We start from the raw sequence: 19,716 nt of genomic DNA, 5'->3' as shown, positions 1-19,716 counted from the left end.
ATGGTCACGGCACTGGCAAGCAGTCAGGCAATGGCCAATGACGACAAGGTATTTGGCTGGGTGGAAAAGGCAACGCTGCACCCCTGGGGAACGGAAGTCAAAGCCAAACTCGACAGTGGTGCATTGACCTCGTCGCTGGACGCTCGGGACATCGAGGTGTTTGAAAAGGACGACGAAGACTGGGTGCGTTTTCGTCTCAAGCTTGAAGACCAGGAAAGCGGCGAGGTATTCAGCGACGAGATCGAGCGCCCGTTATACCGTAACCTGAAGCTCCGCGGAGCCGGTGGCACGGACAGGCGCCCCGTCGTGCTGCTCAACGTGTGCATGGGCGACACCGTCTACGAAGAGCAGTTCAGCCTGCGTAACCGGGAAGACATGAATTACCCGCTATTGCTGGGACGGCGCACCATCAGCCACCTTGGCCTGCTCGATGTCCGTGAAACCTTCATGCAAGATCCCGACTGCGACGAAGATGCAGAAGTAGTGGCCCATGATCCCGACGATGATGACGCCAGCGATGAAACCTGACGACTAAAAAAGCCGTGATAGCAGGGCGGTCACGGCGGTCTCTACTCTCAGAATACGCGGGCCAAGGTGCATGCCTTCGCAGCCCGCGTTCAATAATTGTTCCACTTCCCAGTCGATAAAGCCGCCTTCAGGGCCTATCAACAAGACCGTTTCCTCGCTGATGCCCCTCGGGCAAGGGTGGGGCATGCCCGGGTGGGCGACAAGACCACGGCCCTGTGCCAGTAGCGCTGGCAAATGCTCGTCTAGAAACGCCCTAAAGCCCTTCACCAGGGTCACACTGGGCATCACCGTATCGCGTGCTTGCTCAAGGCCCAGCACCAGATGCTGGTGTATCTTCTCGGGACGCAGTTCGGGGGATTGCCAATAGCTTTTTTCGACCCGCTTGGTATGCAGCAGCGTCATGCGCTTAACGCCAAGCGCGGTCACGTGTTCCAGGGTGCGTGCCAGCATACGTGGACGGGGTAGTGCCAGTACCAGATGCACGGGCAGGGCAGGCGGTGGGGGTTCACCAAGGTGTTCCCAGCGCAACGTTGCCTGATCGGGACCAATGGCGGTCAATTCGGCTTTGCCGATCATCCCGTTGGCGCAGCCAACGGTGAGGGTATCCCCTGGCTGGGCGCGGTGTACCTCGCGCAGGTGTGTCAAACGGCGTTGGTCGCGCAACAGCGCCTGGCCGTTCTGGGCCACATCGTGAGGTTCGAGTAAAATCAGGTTCATGGCAGTGGTCGATTATTGAGTGCTTGGAAAGGTAGAGAAAAGCCCGTATGTCACGTCCCGGCCGACGCGACGCCTATTGAATATCGTTACATGGCTTGCATGGCCGTCAAGTGCAGGCACAATAACAGAAACGGGAAGCAAAGCCCTATCGCGTTTAAGGAGAATCGCCGTGCGCGTCATTCGTAAATATGCCAATCGCAGACTGTACGATACCCAACAAAGCCGTTACGTGACGCTGGAGGATCTGCGCCGTCTGATTCTCGAGGAAGAACCGTTTCGGGTCGAGGACGCCAAAAGCGGTGAAGACCTTACGCGGACGATCCTGCTGTCGATTATCATCGAACAGGAAAGTGCCGACAGTGATGCCGAAGTGTTCTCCAACGACCTCCTGGCTCAGCTGATCCGGGTCTATGACATGTCCTCGCCGCTACCGCTGGCGCGTTACCTGGAGCAGGGCACCCAGATCATGATGGAGCAGCAAAAGCGCATGCAGAGCCAGTGGCAGCAGGCCATGCGCCACACGCCCATGGAGTTCATGCGCGAGCTGGCCGAGGAAAACATGCGCTTTTGGCAGAAGACCATGAATCAGGCACCGCCCACCGGCAAAAACGGCAGCGACGATCCGGGCCAGAGCGACGAAACTCATGACGATAAAGCGCATGATAAAAAAGCGCATGATAAAAAAGCGCATGATAAAAAGAGCGACGACAAGTCATCCTAAGCGCCAGCGACGCGCGGGCAAGCTGTGGCATAATACCGCTATTAATCTGCTCTTCCGCAAAGAAGGATACCCATGAAGGTTTTGATGATAGGCGGCGGTGGTCGCGAACACGCGTTGGCATGGAAACTGGCTCAGTCGCCGCGCGTCTCGCAGGTGTTTGTGGCACCGGGCAATGCAGGCACCGCCGGTGAGGAAAAGCTGACCAACGTCGCCATCGAAGCAAGCGATATTTCCGCGCTGGTGGCGTTTGCCCGCGAAGAAGACGTGGCGTTGACGGTGGTGGGGCCGGAAGCACCGCTTGTCGAAGGCGTGGTGGATCAATTTCAGGCCGCGGGGCTGTCCATCTTTGGCCCGACCCAGGCAGCCGCCCAGTTGGAAGGCTCGAAATCGTTTACCAAAGACTTCCTGGCGCGTCACGCGATTCCCACGGCCGACTATCAAACCTTCACCGCCGTTGAGCCAGCGCTTGACTACCTGGCCAAGGTAGGCGCGCCCATCGTCATCAAGGCCGATGGCCTGGCGGCCGGTAAAGGCGTCATTGTGGCGATGAGCCAGCCTGAGGCCGAAGCGGCGATCCGTGACATGCTGGAAGCCAATGCCTTTGGGGATGCAGGCGCACGGGTGGTGATCGAAGAATACCTGGACGGTGAAGAGGCCAGCTTTATCGTCATGGTCGATGGCGAAAACGTGGTGCCCATGGCGACCAGCCAGGACCACAAACGCGCCTACGACGGTGACAGCGGACCCAACACCGGCGGTATGGGCGCCTACTCACCGGCGCCCGTGGTCACGCCGGATGTCGATGAGCGCATCATGCAGCAGGTGATACTGCCCACGGTCAAGGGAATGGCCGCTGAAGGCCATGCCTACAGCGGCTTTCTCTATGCCGGCCTGATGATCGACGGCCAGGGTAACCCCAAGGTGATTGAATACAACTGCCGCTTTGGCGACCCGGAAACCCAGCCCATCATGCTGCGTCTGACCTCGGATTTTGCCGCGCTGTGCCTTGCCGGTGCACAAGGCAAGCTGGCCGGTCAGCGCTGCGAGTGGGACCCTCGCGCCGCGGTGGGTGTCGTACTGGCTGCGGGCGGTTACCCGGGCAGCTACCGCAAGGGCGACGTGATTCGCGGCATTGCCAATGCCGAGCGTCATGGCTGTAAGGTGTTCCATGCGGGGACCCAGCACAATGACCAGGGCGATGTCCTGACGGCAGGGGGCCGCGTACTGTGCGTTACCGCCTTGGGCGATAGCGTCTCCCAGGCGCAACAGAAGGCGTATCAGGGCGTCGATGAAATTCATTGGGAGGGCGTTATCTGTCGCCGCGATATCGCTCACCGGGCGATTGCCCGGGAAGCTTGACGCTTCCCCCGAAGGTTGACGCTTTGATAGCCACATGGGCATCCTGCCTCGCTTTCCGACCACAACGCTTTCCGATCACAACAAGGATAACTGGATGGAACGGGTTCAGATCGATTTTCCCGACGCAGCGATCATTCATCGCCATTCGCTAAGCGTCCGCGTCACGGATATGAACTACGGTCGTCATCTCGGCCACGACGCGCTGGTCTCGCTGCTTCATGAGGCGCGCATCCAGGCGTTTGCCGCTATCGATCTGCCTGAATGGGACATGCAGGGCTATCCCAGCGTGGTGGCTGACCTGGCGGTGCAATACCAAAGCGAAGCGCGCTGGCCGGATGCCCTGGTGGTCGAAACCGCCGTACCGCCTCCCGACGGCAAGGCGCTGACGGTCTATCAGCGCATCGCCCATGCAGAAAGCGGCAAGGCAGTGGCGACCGCGCGTATCAATCAACTGCTGATTGATATGGCGTCGGGCCGTCCGGTGAAAGTGCCAGAGGCGGTCGTGCAGGCATTAGCGCAAGCAAGAGGCACCTGACCGATGTCCCGTGAATATCCGATCATTGCCATCACCGGCTCGTCCGGTGCCGGCACCACCACCGTGCGGCGTAGCTTTGAGCGCATGTTCCTGCGTGAAGATGTGCACGCTGCCATGGTGGACGGTGACGCCTTCCATCGCTACACCCGCGATGAACTGCATCGCATGTTCCGCGAAGAGCCCGAGCGCAAGAACGAGCTTTCGCATTTTGCCGTCGAAGCCAACCTGCTGGATCGCCTCGAAGGCATGTTTATCGAATACGGCGAGCATGGCACGGGGACCTTCAGGCACTATATCCACGCCGAGGATAAACAAAAGATCGAGGCGGGCCACAAGGTAGGCACCTTCACAGAGTGGCAGTCGCTACCCTGCGGAACCGATCTGCTGTTTTACGAAGGTCTGCACGGTGGCCTGGTCACGGAAGAATACGATATCGCACGCCACGTTGACCTGCTGGTGGGCGTGGCCCCCACGATGAACCTGGAATGGATCCAGAAAATTGATCGTGACACCAAGATGCGTGGCTATTCCCAGGAAGCGGTTATCGACACCATTCTGGGCCGTATGGATGACTACGTGCGCTATATCCAGCCCCAGCTGTCGCGCACCCATATCAATTTTCAGCGCGTGCCCACGGTGGATACATCAAACCCCTTTGAGGTGCAGGATATACCGACGGATGCGGAATCGTTCGTGGTTATCCGCTTCCGAGATCCTTCCACGGTGGACTTTCCCTGGCTATTGGCGATGATCAAGGATTCGTTCATGACCCGGCCCCACACCCTGGTGGTGCCTGGCGCCAGAATGTCGCTGGCCATGGAGCTTATCCTGGCACCGTTGGTGCGCCACTTGTTGTCACAGCGGCGTTTTCGTTAGGCTCACAGGTAACCGTTTACCTGTGTTGCCAGGTCACGCTCACCGAGGAGCTTTTATGGACTGTCTGTTTTGCAAGATCATCAACCGCGAAATCCCTGCGGATATTGTCTATGAAGACGAGCACGTGCTGGCGTTCAACGACATCAATCCCCAGGCACCCACGCACCAGTTGATTATCCCCAAGAAGCACATTGCCACGCTCAATGATATTCATGCCGATGACCTGGCGACCGTTGGTCGGCTGCAATATACCGCGGCGACACTCGCCCAGGAGCAGGGCTTTGCCGACGACGGCTACCGCGTCGTCATGAACTGCAACGAAATGGGCGGTCAAACGGTCTATCATATCCACATGCACCTGCTCGGCGGGCGTCAGTTTACCTGGCCCGCCGGGTAGGTCGTGGCGACCTTTACGACCCACGGCCCAGGAGCGAGCCATGAGGCGTCAATGCCCCCGTTCTGACCAATGGATCTATCAGTTTGACCGTGCGCTGCGCACGCTGGCGCCACCCAAGGCGCGCTCTAAAGCGCCTGTGCTGGTAGCGCCAGCCGATGAAACCCTGACCGCCTTCGAGGCCCACCACGTGGCGGGCATGATGCGCGTCAACCACAGCGGTGAAGTGTGCCTGCAAGGGCTTTACCAGGGACAGCGGCTATTTGCCCAACGGCCGGATGCCAGCGCACAAATGCAACAATCCGCGACCAATGATCTTGGCCATCTGGCCCTGTTTAGCCAGCGGCTGCGGCAACTGGATAGCCGTACAAGCCTGCTTGCCCCGTGTTTCTATATAGCCTCGCTCAGTATTGGCGCGACTACGGGTGTACTGAGTGAGCGCCTTGGCCTGGGGCTGCTGGCCGCCTGCGAAACGCAAGCCGCCAAGCGGTTCAGTGATCAGCAGTCACGCCTGCCGGAGGCTGGTCAGACGTCACGTACCCTGCTTCGCAAAGTGGCCGTGGAGAAAAATCACCATGCCCAACTGGCGCTGGAAGCGGGCGGTGTCAGTCTACCTCCGCCGGTACAGTGGCTGATGCGCGGCGCCTTCAAGGCGGTCAGTAAAACGACGTATCACGGCTAACCGCTGGCAGATATCCATAAACAGCCACGCATAAAAAAAGCCCCGCATGGCGGGGCTTTTTGCTTTCAGGATCACACGCTTTAAGCATCGATGCGCTTGTACTTCATGCGTTTGGGCGTGTCGTTGCCCACACGCTTCTTGTGATCTTCTTCGTAGTCGGTGTAGTTGCCGTCAAAGAAGACCACTTCCGAATCGCCCTCAAACGCCAGAATATGCGTCGCAATCCGGTCAAGGAACCAGCGGTCGTGGGAGATCACCATGGCGCAGCCCGGGAAGGCCAGCAGGGCTTCTTCCAGCGCACGCAGCGTCTCGATATCCAGATCGTTGGACGGTTCGTCAAGCAGCAGCACGTTGGCACCCTGCTTGAGCGTTTGCGCCAGTTGTAAACGACCCCGCTCACCACCGGACAGCTCATCCAGGCGTTTCTGCTGGTCGTTGCCTTTAAAGTTGAAGCGACCCACGTACGCCCGTGAAGCGACCTCGTAACCATTGATGTTAAGGATATCCTGACCACCGGAAACGGCCTGCCAGACGGTCTGCTTGTCGTCCAGCGCATCGCGCAGCTGCTCGACATAAGCGATATCCACGGTCTCACCAATCACGACCTCGCCGGCATCGGGCTGTTCCTGGCCGGTAATCAGCTTGAACATGGTCGATTTACCGGCGCCGTTACCGCCCACAATGCCGACGATGGCACCGGGGGGAACCGAGAACGAAAGGTCCTGGTAAAGCAGCTTGTCGTCGAAGCGTTTCGCCACATCATGAAACTCGATGACCTTATCCCCCAGGCGCGGGCCGGGTGGAATATAGATCTCATTGGTTTCATTACGCTTCTGGAAATCACCGGACTGCATTTCCTCGAAGCGGTTAAGGCGTGCCTTGCTTTTCGCCTGGCGGCCCTTCGAATTGGAGCGTACCCACTCAAGCTCCTGCTTGATGGCTTTCTGGCGAGAAGCTTCCTGCTTGGCTTCCTGACCCAGGCGCTGCTCTTTCTGCTCGAGCCACTGTGAGTAATTGCCCTCGAAGGGAATACCCTGGCCGCGGTCCAATTCCAGAATCCAGCCCGCCACGTTGTCGAGGAAATAGCGGTCGTGGGTAATGGCGACCACGGTGCCGCTGTAGTCGTGCAGAAAGCGCTCGAGCCAGGCAACCGACTCGGCATCCAGGTGGTTGGTCGGCTCGTCGAGCAGCAGCATGTCGGGGCTTGAGAGCAGCAGACGACACAGCGCTACACGGCGGCGCTCACCGCCGGAAAGGTTGCCGACCTGGGCGTCCCAGGGGGGCAGGCGAAGCGCTTCAGCAGCGACGTCCAGCTTGCGCTCGATGTTATGGGCGTCAGCCGCTTCGATAATATTTTCCAGGCGTGCCTGCTCGCTCGCCAGGGCATCAAAGTCGGCGTCCGGCTCGGCGTAGGCAGCGTAAACACCATCGAGCTTTTCCTGGGCTTCCTTGATGGCGCCCAGGGCTTCTTCGACGGTCTCACGGACATTCTTGCTGTCGTCGAGCTCCGGCTCCTGAGGCAGGTAGCCGACGTTGATTCCCGGCATCGCACGGGCTTCACCTTCAAACTCCTTATCGACACCGGCCATGATGCGCAGCAGTGTGGATTTACCCGCGCCATTCAAGCCCAGTACGCCAATCTTGGCCCCCGGGAAAAACGACAGCGAGATATCTTTAAGAATTTGCTTTTTGGGCGGCACGATCTTGCCGACCCGGTTCATGGTGAAAACGTATTGCGCCATGGAAATCCGTCTAGTTGATGAAAAAAATGCCAGCGTCACCGCTGAGCGATAGGCAGATGATAGAGCCCCACGTGACGAAAGGCCAGCCAGGGAGGGCTGACCGTCTAGGTGCGGTCAGGTTGGTACCTGATGCCGCAGCGGGGAAGACATCAGGAATGTTCCTGATGACTCTGCATCATTACTCTTCTTCGTCCCAGCCGTCATCGATGGCACGTTTGAGGCGGCGTTCTTCAAGCCAGGCCTCAACCTGGCGTCTGGCGCGCAGGGTATCGGCTTTGTTGCTCGGCCGAGAACGGCTGTAGTGTTCGTCATTGACGGCGTCGGAGGAATCGAACTCATCCACTTCACCGTCTTCAGGAGAGAAAGTTTCACGACTCAAGGGATTACGGCTCATGACTGGCCCTCCAACCCAAGCCGGCGTGCCGGCGTCATTATGGCTTTCTGGTTGGCAGAGCAACAGAAAGCGCCAAGCGCTTCATCAAGCGCCTTGCCGCTATATAACGCCGGTCAGGTTGAAGATCAAGCCTTGTCGTTTTATTTTTCTGTTTTTGTGTCTGCCTGCTTGGCCTGGAGTTCGGCGAGTGCCTGTTGTGCTTCCACCCGTTCGGTAACATCCTTCTGTACGCCGATGTAGTACATCAGGTTATCGGCTTCGTCGAAAACCGGCGTGATCGACAGCTCATTCCAGAACATGGTGCCGTCTTTACGATAGTTGCGCAGCACCTCCCGCGAAGGCTTGCCTGCACTCAGCGCCTCACGAATCGCGTTGAGAGGATCTTGATCGCGATCCTCATTCTGCAAAAAGCGGCAGTCCCGATATAAAATTTCATCGGCGCTGTAACCGGTGAGTCGCTCAAAGCCTTTGTTGACATAAATCAGGATGTTTTCGTCACCTTCCTGTTCAGCAACCACAATGCCGTCTTCGGAGGCGTCAACCATGCGTTCGAGCAACGCGGGGCTGATCATGGGAGATCGTTTCATCAAGGGGTCCTGTTGCAGCTCCAAACCTATCGTGGCGTATTGTCACGTAATTTTTATGATAGCAAAAGGCCGCATAACGGCTGCCACCGACTTACCATCATGGCGAGCGTTGCCCTGCTTTGCAATCCTGAACGTCACTCAACCTGCGGTAATCGCAGGGCACTGAACATCGCCGCCAGGGCGGTGGCGGACAAAACGAGCAGCAAGGCGCTACTGCCCAGCCACTGTGCCAACAGGCCGACCACCCCGCCCACCAGCAGCATCAGTACCCCCGTCAGGGTGTTCGAGAGTGCCACATAAAGGGCGCGGTTATCCTGGCTTGCCATGTCGACCAGGTAGGTTTTGCGACCCAAACGCACCCCATGATGAACAATCACCAGTGCCGCATAGACCAGTGCGTAAGGCCATATACGCTCGGAAACGACGGCAGGCAGCCATACAATGCCAGCACCCAGCAAACAGCATACGGCCGTGCCGATGGCGGCATCGCGCATGACGCCTCGGCTGGACTGGTCAGCGCGCTTGCCCCACACGGGGCTTGCCACCATGGCGGCCAGGCCCGATACCACGACCAGTAGCCCCAGACTGCTTAGCTCGCTGCCGCTTTGCTGTTGCCCCAGCAGCGCCAGATAGGGAAGGGCCAGGGCACTGGAAAGCAGCAACGCCCGGCACAGGTTGAAGTGTAAAAACGTGCGGTCCTGCTGGAGTAATGAAAGCCCCTGCTTGATGCTGTCCCAGGCGTTTTCGCCCCCTTCGACAGCGCCCGGCGTTTCCTCGATACGGGCAGCGCAGATCCCGTTGACGGCCCAGCCAAGAGCCGCAATGCCGAGCAGCGCCGCAAGTGTCACCTTGCCCAGGGAGTCATCCAGAAACATCAACACACCCCCGGCGGCCAGGGTGGCTGCCCCGGCAACACTGCCGCTCCAGCCCATCAGGGTGCCACGGCGGCGTTTGGCAATGGTCTTGCCCATGACATCCTTGGTGGCGATGGACGAAAGGCCCCGGGCCAGCGACAGCATGACCAGTGCCATCAAGACCAGGCTGCCTCCCAGGCTGCCACTGCTCCACAACGCCAACGCTGCCAGCACGACTGCCGCCAGCGCCTGCAGGGCAGCACCGGCCACCCACACCCATTTGCGTTGCGGCTTGAGGCGAATGAAGCCCGCCACAAAAATCTGCGGCAACAGTGCCCCGGACTCGCGAATAGGCACCAGAAGCCCGACCATCCATACCGGTGCGCCGATAATGCCCATCAGCCAGGGTAGAACCAGACGTGCGCTGGATAGCTCATCCGCCAGCTTATTGCCCAATGCTGCCCATAAATGCAGCATGAAGTTACGCGGTTGCTCATGGCAGGCGCTATCGGGAATGTCATCGCACATCCGGCTGTCCTCGTCGCCGGTCAGCCACTCGTAGATGCGCGATTCAGAAAGGTCATGTCTGGCCATCTAGGCTCCTTGGCAGTCGTCGTCCCGGGCGGCTCGTTTTGACGAGCCGTGTTATTCAGTACACTCTTGCTGGGCAATACCCCTGTCTAGTACAGGTATTCACTATACGCGGTGGTTAACGCCTGCAGATTAGTCAATGCCCGCAGATTGTTACGCAGATTATTAACAGTACTCATGGATAATGGCGAGTCTCGCCAAGGAGCTCAAGGATGTCGCGCATTCAAATCCGCTATTGCACGCAATGCCAGTGGCTGCTACGCAGCGGCTGGTATGCACAGGAGTTGCTCTCCACTTTCGGCGAAGCGCTGGACGAAGTGGCACTTTGCCCAAGCCACGGCGGCACCTTCGAAATCTGGTGCGACGATGCCTTGCTATGGGAGCGCAAGCGCGATGACGGTTTTCCGGATATAAAAACCCTCAAACAGCGGGTGCGAGACCACGTTGAACCCGCCCGCAACCTCGGTCATACCGACCGATGAATCAGGACCGCCAAGCAATTCTATATGGCTTGGGGGCGGTTGCCCTCTGGTCCACCGTCGCCACCGCTTTCAAGGTAGCCTTGACCTGGATGTCGCCCCTGGAACTGATGTGGCTGGCGGCGCTGGTCTCCTGGCTGCTGATGGGCATTCTGGTGGTGTACCAGGGTAACGCCAGAATAGCGCTAAACAGCGGCTGGAAAACCGCTGCCTGGGCCGGGCTGATGAACCCGGTTGCCTATTATCTGGTGCTGTTTGCCGCCTATGATCGGCTGCCCGGCCAGGAAGCCATGGCGCTGAATTACACCTGGGCACTGGCCATGGCGTTTCTGGCGGTACCGCTTTTGGGGCACCGCCTGACCGTCAAGGATATCACCGCTGGGCTGGTCGCCTACGCAGGCGTCTGGGTGATCGCCACCCGTGGCAATGTGTTCGATGTCCACTTTGCCGACCCGCTTGGCGTGGCCTTTGCGCTAGCGTCCACGCTCCTGTGGGCGCTTTACTGGCTGCTCAATGCCCGCGACAAACGCCAGCCCTTGGTGGGGCAGTGGCAAAATTTCACCGTTGGGTTGCCGGTATTGACGCTGTTGCTGTTATGGGGGCCAGGGTTTCAGTGGCATGGCGGCTCGGCGCTGATGGCCGGTATTTATGTGGGGCTGTTCGAGATGGGGATCGCCTTTATTTTTTGGCAGCTGGCGGTTCACAAGGTATCGCGCACCGCCAAGGTCTCAAACCTGATCTTTCTGTCCCCTCCTGTCTCGCTTTTGTTACTGTTTGTAGTCGTTGGTGAGTCAATTTATCCTTCAACCCTGGTAGGTTTGGTGCTGATTCTGGCTGGGCTAGGCTGGCAGCAAACGCGTCAACCATAGGGTTAAGCCTTTGTTATCAGCTTTGTAAACAAAAAATGTGGCTTTGGTTTACGTATCAATGCCTGCTTATTAAGAAATTTATGGCATTTTTACTTTGTACATAATGCAATTTTGTTTTACGATTACTTACATTAATATTTCTGACGTAACTCATGCGTTATAAGCTATAAAGAGGAAATACGTCATCAGGGTGCTTAAGCTCTTTTGATGAGCCACATTGACACGCAAGGCGCTAGAGCCGAGCACCACCAGGGTATGGAAACCGGGAAAGGATGCGCCACCTGAACATAGCAAGTGTTGGGTGAGTCCCGCGATAAAAAAATAACGTATCGATTGCTATCGGTGATTGCGGTGGCTTTGCTGCAGTCGCTGTCTCATATTTCATGAGGGGACCACAGATGAAAAAAAAAACAGCTGCACCAACGGGCTTTACCAACGGTTTGGCTTGTCACGTATCATTCAGGCGGCCGCTTTGGGCACCAGCCTGACACTTCTTCCGCTCAGCCAGGCGATGGCTCAGTCACTTCCATCCGATATGGCGATACCGGGTTCATCCAACTTGCAAGAGACTGTCCAGCAGGCGATCACCCAGAATCCCGAAGTGAACGCAGCGTTCCGCGCCTTCAATGCGGCGGGTTACGACAGGGATGAAGCCTGGGGAGGTTATCTGCCAAGTGTGGATGCCACCGCTGGCGTGGGCCGCGAGTCCGTCGAAGGTGATGGCCGCGGTAGCTATGACACGGATTACGTGCAGCTCGAGTTGACCCAAATGGTCTACGACGGTTTTGCGACGGCCGGACGGGTAGAGCAGTTGGACCGGGCGGAGCTGGTACGTTACTACGAATTGCTGGGCGCCAGTGAAAACGTTGCCCTGGAAGCGACCAGGGCCTATGCGGATGTGCTGCGCTATCGTGAGCTGGTTCGCCTGGCCCAGGATAATTACCGCCAGCACATGCGGGTCTACGATCAGATCGAAGAGCGTGCGCTATCCGGCGCCGGCCGCGGTGTTGATCTTGAGCAGATTACCGGTCGTGTCGCGCTGGCCGAATCCAACCTGCTGACCGAAGCCTCAAACCTGCACGATGTCTCGGCGCGCTACAACCGCATCGTCGGCGACCTGCCGGTAGAAAATCTGGCGTCCACGCCGGAACTCTCGGATGAGCTGCCAAGCTCGGTGCAAGAGGCGGTCAATCTTGCCTATGAAGGTAACCCCGACTTTCACGCCGCGATTGAAGACATTGCCGCATCGCGTGCGGAGCGGGACATTGCCGAAGCAGGTTTCCATCCGCGGTTGGATATCGTAGGGCGCACCGGCAGCAACAACGATGACTCGTCAGCATTCGGTCGTCGTGACCAGAGCAGCATCGAACTGGTTGCCAGCATGAACCTGTATCGGGGTGGCTCGGATCTGGCCTCATTCCGTGCCGCCAGCGAACGCATCGAAGAAGCCGTTGAAAATCGCGAGCTGGCTTGTCGCAACGTTCGCCAAACGACCCAGATCGCCTACGGGGACACCCAGCGGCTGCGCGAGCAGATGCAGTACCTGAATCAGCATCGCCAATCCATTGACCGGGTACGCGGCGCTTATCAGCAGCAGTTCGATATCGGCGAGCGCACACTGCTCGACGTATTGGACAGCGAAAACGAGTTCTTCGAAGCCAGCCGGGCTTACGTGAACGCTCAGTATGATGTTGCCATTGCCGACGCCGAGACGCTGGCCTCAATGGGGCACCTGATGCGCACCCTGGACGTCTCTCGCGCCGACATGCCGAGCCTGTCCGAACTGGATAGCGATGGCGTCGAGATTGATGCCGAGGCAATCTGCCCGACTCAAGCGCCTGCCAACTATACGCTGGAGGATCTGGTGGGTAGTACCGGCAATGGTAACTCTTCGGGTGTCAGTACAACGAGCTCGTTTGGTGGGGATCGCGCCATTGACACGCGTTCGGTCGCTGACGTTTCGGACAAGCCCTCGGAGCGTCCTTCAGCGTTCACGGATGAGATCGTTAACACCACTCCTGCGAATGCAAGCTCATTTCTTCAGGTAGCGGCCCTCAGCAGCCAATCATCGGCCGCTGAGTTGCAAAAAGAACTTGAAGGTCAGTTGAACATGCCAACCCGCGTCGTTAACGGTGGTGGTCTTTACCGTGTTCAGATCGGCACCACCCCTGATGCAGTACCAGGCTTTCGTCGCCAGTTGAGCGATATGGGGTATGATGAAGCCTTTCCTGTCAGCAGTTAAGTAAGAGGATGGCGCTGTAGGTTGTTTCGCGTTCTTCCAGTTTTCGTTACAAACACAAGAACGCGAGACAGCATCGCTGGGCGCACTCATCTGAGCAGGTCGCATTTATGATTTGGGGTATGTGTGTCTAACGAAAAAGACGTAGCATCAGACGAACCATCTACTCGAACCGATACAGACGAGCTTCTTGAATGCTTGATCGCTGTGGCATCCATTCATCACCACGATGCCACACGAGAAGCGCTTATTGCCGGTCTACCCCTAGAGGAAGGCAGGCTGACGCCCGGCGTGCTGGGACGTGCAGCGGCGCGCGCTGATCTGACGGCCCGGCTGGTCAAGTCACGCCTATCGCAGCTGAACCCCGCGCTGTTTCCAGCAATTCTGCTGCTGGAATCCGGGCGCGCCTGTGTGCTGCTCAACCTGGACATTAAAAACGGCCAGGCGGAAGTCATTTTCCCCGAGCTGGGCGAGGCAAGCTCCATTGTCAGCCTGGTCGGCCTGCAAGACGCCTACAGCGGCCAGGCGGCCTATGTCAGGCCCAAGTTTCGCTTTGATGCGCGTGGCCCCGAGGTCAAGAAGCAGCGCTCTCGGCACTGGTTCTGGGGGGTTATCCGCGAAAACCGCAAGCTTTACCGGGATGTATTGATCGGCTCGGCGGTGATCAACCTGTTTGCCGTTGCCATGCCCCTGTTCGTGATGAACGTATACGACCGGGTGGTACCCAACGCGGCCACCGAGACGCTCTGGGTGCTGGCCGTCGGCATCTTTATCGTGCTGTGTTTCGACCTGGCGCTGCGCCTGATGCGCAACGCCTTTGTGGATTTGGCGGCCAGCCGTGCCGATGTAAAACTGACCTCCAGCATCATGTCACGGGTGCTCGGTATGCGGATGGAAGCCAAGCCAGCGTCAACAGGCTCCTTTACCGCCACGCTGCAATCCTTTGAATCCGTGCGGGCGTTCATTGGTTCTGCCACCATCGTGGCGCTCGTGGATCTGCCTTTTGTCATTCTGTTTGCCTCGATTATCGCGCTGATTGGGGTGCCCCTGGTGATCCCTATCGTGGTTGGCGCGGTGTTCGTTTTCCTTTATGCACTGGCCGCGCAGAGCAAGCTGCACGAGCTCTCCGAAACCACCTGGCGCATCGGTGCCCAGCGCAATGCCACCCTGGTGGAATCCATCGGCAACCTGGAAACCGTCAAGGCGCTGCGCAGTGAAAGCCGGTTACAGGGCATGTGGGAGCGGGCGTCGGCGTTTCTTTCCCGCACGGCGGCGCAGTTGCGCCTGGTCAGCTCCTCCGTCACCAGTGTGGCGCTATGGACGCAGCATACGGTGGCGGTGGCGATCATCATTATCGGTGTCTACATGATCATCGAAGGTGACCTGACCCAGGGCGGGCTGATCGCCGCGTACCTGCTGTCTTCACGAGCGATGGCGCCGATCAGCCAGGCGGCGGGGTTGATGGCGCAATACCACCAGTCATCCACGGCGCTTGAATCCCTCAATGAGGTGATGGACAAGCCCACCGAGCGCGTTGAGGGCAAAGCCTATATCAACCGCCCCGTGGTCCACGGCGATATCAAATTTGACGGCGTCAGCCTGAGCTACCCGGAGGCAGAGCGCAGTGCGCTCAACGATGTGAGCTTCCGACTCAAGCCGGGTGAAAAGGTCGCCCTGATAGGCCGTATCGGTTCGGGCAAGTCAACCCTCAGCAAGCTGTTGCTGGCGCTTTATCAGCCCACGGGCGGTGCCATCTTCCTGGATGATGTCGACATACGCCAGTTCGACCCCATGCAACTGCGGCGGCATATCGGCTACGTGCCCCAGGATATCGCGCTGTTTTTCGGCACCCTGCGCGAGAACATCGTCGCTGGGGCGGGCAGCGAGGGCGTTGATGACGAAGCGCTGCTGGAGGCTGTCCGATTGAGCGGCCTTGAGTCCCTGGTCAAATCCAATCCTTACGGGCTTGATCTGCCGGTCGGTGAGGGGGGCAGCATGCTTTCCGGCGGTCAGCGTCAATCGGTCGCCATTGCGCGTGCGCTGGTGAACAGCCCGAGCGTGCTGCTGCTCGACGAACCCACCAGCGCGATGGACCACGCCAGCGAAGAGGCGCTGAAGAAGAACCTGACGCGTTTCAGTCAAGAAAAAACCATGGTGATCGTTACCCACCGCACCTCGCTGCTCTCGCTTGTTGACCGCATTATCGTGATGGACGCGGGCAAAGTGGTTGCTGATGGCCCGCGCGAGCAAGTCGTCGAAGCCTTGCGCAAAGGCCAGGTCGGGAGGGCGAACTAATGGCGAAAAAGCGTAAATCCGCCGAACAGCAGGGCTTTGAAGCGCTGGGGCGGTTTAGCGAAAAGGGTGGCAAACCCTTTCGCCCGTTCATGGACCGGCTGTTTTCCAAGCGCGTCACCTCGGCCCATATAAATCGGGACTGGGCCAGCGACGCCGACTGGGCGCGCATGCAGCAGGACCCCCTCCGTGCCCGCGGATTTCTCTACGGCATCGTGCTGGCCATCATTGCGTTGATTGTCTGGGCTTGCTTTGCGGAAATTGATGAAGTCACCCGCGGTCAGGGCCGCGTCATTCCCGCCCAGCAGCTGCAGCGCGTTCAGTCATTCGACGGCGGCGTGGTCGAGGAAATCCTCGTTCAGGAAGGCGAGATGGTCGAGGCGGGCGAGGTCATCATGCGCATCGACCCGACCCGCTTTGTCTCCGATTTTCGTGAGAACCGGGTGCAGGCCCAGGCGTTAAAAGCCCGTGCCGAGCGGCTGCGTGCCCTGGTAACGGATTCTGACTTTTCGCCCAGTGATGAGCTGATGGCACAAGCGCCACTTGTCGTTTCGCAAGAGCGCGAAGCTTATCAAAGCAGCCTGTACGAGTTACGCCAGCAGGAAGCCGTGATTCGCGACCGTATCCGCCAACGTGAAGCCGAGTTGCTCGAGGCAAAACTACGGCGTGACACCGCCACTCGTGAGTTGCAGATGGCCAGTGAAGAGCTCCAGCTCACACGACCTTTGTTGTCCTCCGGTGCCGTATCGGAAGTCGAGGTACTGCGTCTGGAGCGCGAAGTTTCCCGCAACCGCGGCGAGCGCGACCAGGCCAATGCGGCGATCGAGCGGCTCGAAGCCGCCGTTGAGGAAAGTGAATCACAGTTGCGCGAACTGGGCGCTGAACGACGTAGCCAGTGGCGCAACGACCTGTCCGATACGCTGAGTGAAATCGCGGCGTTGGATGAAGGCAGTTCGGGCTTGCAGAATCGCGTGCAGCTCGCCGATATTCGTTCGCCGGTGAAAGGGGTCGTGCAGACCCTGCACATCACGACCATCGGTGGCGTCGCCCAAGCCGGGCAGGAGGTCGTCGATATCATTCCCACCGACGACCGGCTGCTGGTCGAGGCGCGTATTGCACCCCAGGACATCGCCTTCCTGACTCCAGGGCAGGAGGCAACCGTCAAACTGACGGCCTACGACTATTCCCAGTATGGTGGTTTAAAGGCCGAGCTCGAAAACATCAGTGCCGACACCATTACCGATGACGACGACAACACCTTTTATCGCGTCAAGGTTCGTACTGAACAGGGTGAAATCAATAACGAAGACATGGACATCATTCCCGGCATGACCGCCCAGGTGGATATCATGACCGGCAAGCGTACGGTGATGGAGTTTCTCCTGAAACCTGTCCTGCGCGCGTGGAATAATTCATTAGGGGAACGCTGATGAACCACCTTTTTGTCACGCAAGACCAGGCGTTGATGCCTCGCTGGCAAGCCGCCTTCGCCGAGGCTGAGTGCGTAACGGCCGAGGAGGCCGAGGCGTGGGCGAATGCTGGCACCCTGGTGTGGGTGCTGAAAGAAGAGCATGGCAATGACGGGCCCTCTTTCGTGCGCCGCCTGTCCCAGCGTGCCACCGTTGTCGTGCTGTCAATGATGCCGGAAAATGGCGCGGCGATGGACGCGCTTCAACAAGGCGCAAGAGGCTACGCCCACGCGCTGAGTCCCGCCGATACGCTAAAACAAATCGCCACGGTGGTAATGAACCAGGGTATCTGGGTTCCGGCCGATTTGATGGCCCAGGTCATGGGGAGTACCTGGCGGCTACTCAATGGCGACGAACAGGTTCAGTCATCGGTGCTGGAAGTGCTGACCCAGCGCGAGCGCGAAGTGGCGTTGGCCGTGGCCAAGGGAGCCAGCAATAAAGTGGTGGCCCGAGAACTCGACATAACGGAAAGAACCGTGAAAGCTCACTTGACCGCCATCTTCGCCAAGCTCGATATCCATGACCGATTACAGCTGATCATCAAGCTGACCGGGAAAGGCGCATCAGCAAAGGCAAACGAGACTCTCAGTTACTCCACCTCAAAGTAGTCAGCCAGTAGCAAGCGGCTATAACCTCTTTGGCGGATAGCAACCTGCCCAGCTATCTAGCCCTTTTCTATACCGCTGGGGCGATTTAAAGCCCCCCAGTACGTATGAAGTACCTACCGAAATAGTCCCCCATCCTGTACCACGGTCCAATACTAAGCTTCCCCAGTCTGGCCTAGTGTGACTATCAATATAAAACCTTATTTCTGTTGTTAGAGGATGACTCCTATGAGCATTGCAACCGTTGTTACCATTACCGGTCAGGCCTGGGCACGCGATCCTGACGGTAACCTGCGCGAACTGGCCATCGGTGATGTTCTTCAGGAAGGCGAAACGCTCGTCACCTCTACCAATGGCAGTGTGCAACTTGATTTTGACGACGGTCTGCCTCCGACGCTGATCGGCGGCAACGAAGAAGTCGCGATCACCAATGACGTGGATGCCGAAAACGCCCCGACGGAAGAAGAAACCGTTGCCCAAGACAGCGAGATAGAAACGTTGCTGTCTGTATTGGAAGAAGAAGACGGCGACATCCTTGAACTCCTTGAAGCAACCGCCGCAGGCGGTGGTGCTGCCGGTGGTGGCGGCGGCGGTGGCGCCGACTTCGTCCAGCTCGCGCGCATCGAAGAATCTGTTCAAGGTTTGCAGTTTGAGTATGCAGGTGGTGTGGATGGTGGCCCGCCTGCGGTTGAGTTTGCCGAAGCTCCGGTCGAAGACGATGCAGCTGCTGAAGATGATGAGGCTGGACTACAGGGCATTATTACGCTGAGTATGCCAGAGCAGGTTACTGAAGCCGATGAAATCACCGTCACGGCATCAGTCGACAACGCACCAGAAACCGATTTGGTCATTACCCTCAGTAATGGCCAGCAAATAACTATTGTGGCGGGAGCCACCAGTGGCGATGTGACCTTCTCTACCCGTGATGACGACGCTTTCCAGCAGGGCGGTCAGCCTATCGATCTAAGTATCGCCGGTACCTCCGGCGGTAACTATGAGTCGTTGGACACCAGCAGCACCGGTAGTGTCAATGTGGTGGACGACAATGACGTTACCACCGTCACCCTGGAAGTCCCGGAACAAGTCACTGAGGCCGGTGATATTACGGTCACCGCCCGCGTGGACAATGCTCCAGAAACCGATCTGGTGATCACGCTAAGCAACGAGCAACAGATCACGATCGTTGCCGGTGCCACAGAAGGTAGCGTGACGTTCGACAGTCGTAACGACGATGTCTTCCTTCAGGGTGCAGAGAGCCAGACCCTGAGCATCGCCTCCACCGAGGGCGGTAACTACGAAGCACTTGATACCAGCGCTGAAGCCACAGTGACGACGGTTGACGACAACGACACCGTCACCGCCACGCTGACAGCGGACACCGACAGCGTCGCCGAAGGCGGCGAAGTCACCTACAGCGTGACCCTGACCGGGCCGGAAGGCGCCGATCTCGGTGCCCACAACGGGCTCGAGTTCCGCCTGGCGGATGGCAGCACCGTGACGATCGCCGCCGGTCAAGTGAGCGGCAGCACCACCGTGACCGCGGGCGACGACGCCTTCGTGGGCGGTCAGGCCACCCTGACCAACAGCATCGCCGAAGTCCTCAACGACAGCGACAGCGAGTTCGAAGAGCTCGCCACCGCCGGTGAGACCAGCGTGACCGTGACCGACGAACCCGGCACGCCGGACGAGCCGGGCACGCCCAACGACGGCGACCCGATCACCATCAGCATCGCACCGACCTCGGCGCAGTTCACCGAAGCCCAGCAGCAGACCTTCACGGTCA

Annotated in this window: 19 protein-coding genes; 14 read left to right on the top strand and 5 right to left on the bottom strand. The window is 58.6% G+C overall.

From position 1 onward, the window contains the following. Complete coding sequence (locus NH395_RS14320; RefSeq protein ID WP_253025937.1) at positions 1-528, top strand: ATP-dependent zinc protease; 528 nt, start codon at positions 1-3, stop codon at positions 526-528. Between the two features lie 3 nt (positions 529-531). Here the strand turns inward: NH395_RS14320 and NH395_RS14315 are convergent, their stop codons facing one another. Then, positions 532-1,245, bottom strand: coding sequence for a 16S rRNA (uracil(1498)-N(3))-methyltransferase (locus NH395_RS14315; RefSeq protein ID WP_253025797.1), 714 nt, complete (start codon positions 1,243-1,245; stop codon positions 532-534). A 169-nt stretch (positions 1,246-1,414) separates the two neighbouring features. Between NH395_RS14315 and phaR the strand changes: the two genes are divergently transcribed. The 6 genes from phaR to coq7 all read left to right on the top strand — a co-directional run bounded on the left by phaR (position 1,415) and on the right by coq7 (position 5,812). Then, entirely contained in the window at positions 1,415-1,966 is a 552-nt protein-coding gene (phaR, locus tag NH395_RS14310) for a polyhydroxyalkanoate synthesis repressor PhaR (protein WP_253025795.1), read from the top strand. Positions 1,967-2,038: 72 nt separating this feature from the next. Further along, the gene (gene purD, locus NH395_RS14305) at positions 2,039-3,325 is read left to right on the top strand and encodes a phosphoribosylamine--glycine ligase (protein ID WP_253025793.1); all 1,287 of its coding nucleotides are present in this window, start codon (positions 2,039-2,041) and stop codon (positions 3,323-3,325) included. A 94-nt stretch (positions 3,326-3,419) separates the two neighbouring features. Continuing rightward, positions 3,420-3,860: a thioesterase family protein gene (locus NH395_RS14300; protein WP_253025935.1), complete on the top strand. Its 441-nt coding sequence runs from the start codon at positions 3,420-3,422 to the stop codon at positions 3,858-3,860. A gap of 3 nt (positions 3,861-3,863) precedes the next feature. Beyond that, positions 3,864-4,736 (top strand): phosphoribulokinase, encoded by an 873-nt coding sequence (locus NH395_RS14295; protein WP_085919792.1) that lies wholly within the window; start codon positions 3,864-3,866, stop codon positions 4,734-4,736. Between the two features lie 55 nt (positions 4,737-4,791). Then, entirely contained in the window at positions 4,792-5,133 is a 342-nt protein-coding gene (locus NH395_RS14290; RefSeq protein ID WP_066321751.1) for a histidine triad nucleotide-binding protein, read from the top strand. 40 nt (positions 5,134-5,173) lie between these two features. Next, positions 5,174-5,812, top strand: coding sequence for a 2-polyprenyl-3-methyl-6-methoxy-1,4-benzoquinone monooxygenase (gene coq7 / locus NH395_RS14285; protein ID WP_253025791.1), 639 nt, complete (start codon positions 5,174-5,176; stop codon positions 5,810-5,812). A gap of 80 nt (positions 5,813-5,892) precedes the next feature. Here coq7 and ettA read toward each other — a convergent pair whose 3' ends face one another. The 4 genes from ettA to NH395_RS14265 all read right to left on the bottom strand — a co-directional run bounded on the left by ettA (position 5,893) and on the right by NH395_RS14265 (position 9,983). Beyond that, positions 5,893-7,554, bottom strand: coding sequence for an energy-dependent translational throttle protein EttA (gene ettA / locus NH395_RS14280; RefSeq protein ID WP_253025789.1), 1,662 nt, complete (start codon positions 7,552-7,554; stop codon positions 5,893-5,895). Between the two features lie 178 nt (positions 7,555-7,732). Then, on the bottom strand, positions 7,733-7,948 hold the full coding sequence (locus NH395_RS14275) for a PA3496 family putative envelope integrity protein (protein WP_066321755.1): 216 nt from the start codon (positions 7,946-7,948) through the stop codon (positions 7,733-7,735). 140 nt (positions 7,949-8,088) lie between these two features. Continuing rightward, a complete protein-coding gene (locus NH395_RS14270; RefSeq protein WP_066321757.1) occupies positions 8,089-8,535 on the bottom strand; it encodes a PAS domain S-box protein in 447 nt (148 codons plus the stop codon). Between the two features lie 134 nt (positions 8,536-8,669). Further along, positions 8,670-9,983 (bottom strand): MFS transporter, encoded by a 1,314-nt coding sequence (locus NH395_RS14265; RefSeq protein WP_253025787.1) that lies wholly within the window; start codon positions 9,981-9,983, stop codon positions 8,670-8,672. A gap of 209 nt (positions 9,984-10,192) precedes the next feature. Here NH395_RS14265 and NH395_RS14260 point away from each other — a divergent pair, with 209 nt between their 5' ends. From NH395_RS14260 to NH395_RS14230, 7 genes are all read left to right on the top strand, one after another. Beyond that, the gene (locus tag NH395_RS14260; RefSeq protein ID WP_066321760.1) at positions 10,193-10,462 is read left to right on the top strand and encodes a SelT/SelW/SelH family protein; all 270 of its coding nucleotides are present in this window, start codon (positions 10,193-10,195) and stop codon (positions 10,460-10,462) included. Beyond that, positions 10,459-11,328: a DMT family transporter gene (locus NH395_RS14255; protein ID WP_253025785.1), complete on the top strand. Its 870-nt coding sequence runs from the start codon at positions 10,459-10,461 to the stop codon at positions 11,326-11,328. The genes NH395_RS14260 and NH395_RS14255 overlap by 4 nt, the downstream gene beginning before the upstream one ends. A gap of 445 nt (positions 11,329-11,773) precedes the next feature. Continuing rightward, a complete protein-coding gene (locus tag NH395_RS14250; RefSeq protein WP_366065965.1) occupies positions 11,774-13,570 on the top strand; it encodes a TolC family outer membrane protein in 1,797 nt (598 codons plus the stop codon). A gap of 123 nt (positions 13,571-13,693) precedes the next feature. After that, positions 13,694-15,862 carry a type I secretion system permease/ATPase gene (locus NH395_RS14245; RefSeq protein WP_366065963.1) on the top strand — a complete coding sequence of 723 codons (2,169 nt, stop codon included), beginning with the start codon at positions 13,694-13,696 and terminating at the stop codon, positions 15,860-15,862. Continuing rightward, complete coding sequence (locus NH395_RS14240) at positions 15,862-17,289, top strand: HlyD family type I secretion periplasmic adaptor subunit (RefSeq protein WP_253025781.1); 1,428 nt, start codon at positions 15,862-15,864, stop codon at positions 17,287-17,289. The genes NH395_RS14245 and NH395_RS14240 overlap by 1 nt, the downstream gene beginning before the upstream one ends. Continuing rightward, complete coding sequence (locus tag NH395_RS14235) at positions 17,289-17,936, top strand: response regulator transcription factor (RefSeq protein WP_253025779.1); 648 nt, start codon at positions 17,289-17,291, stop codon at positions 17,934-17,936. The genes NH395_RS14240 and NH395_RS14235 overlap by 1 nt, the downstream gene beginning before the upstream one ends. A 225-nt stretch (positions 17,937-18,161) precedes the next feature. After that, positions 18,162-19,716, top strand: a 1,555-nt coding sequence (locus tag NH395_RS14230; RefSeq protein WP_253025777.1) for a retention module-containing protein, incomplete at its 3' end; no start/stop codon positions are given.

It is taken from the genome of Halomonas sp. Mc5H-6, from assembly GCF_024124705.1.
Taxonomy (GTDB): Bacteria; Pseudomonadota; Gammaproteobacteria; order Pseudomonadales; family Halomonadaceae; genus Vreelandella; species Vreelandella subterranea.
The sequence above is the reverse complement of the archived record's forward strand: the minus strand, read 5'-3'. Positions and strand labels throughout refer to the sequence as shown.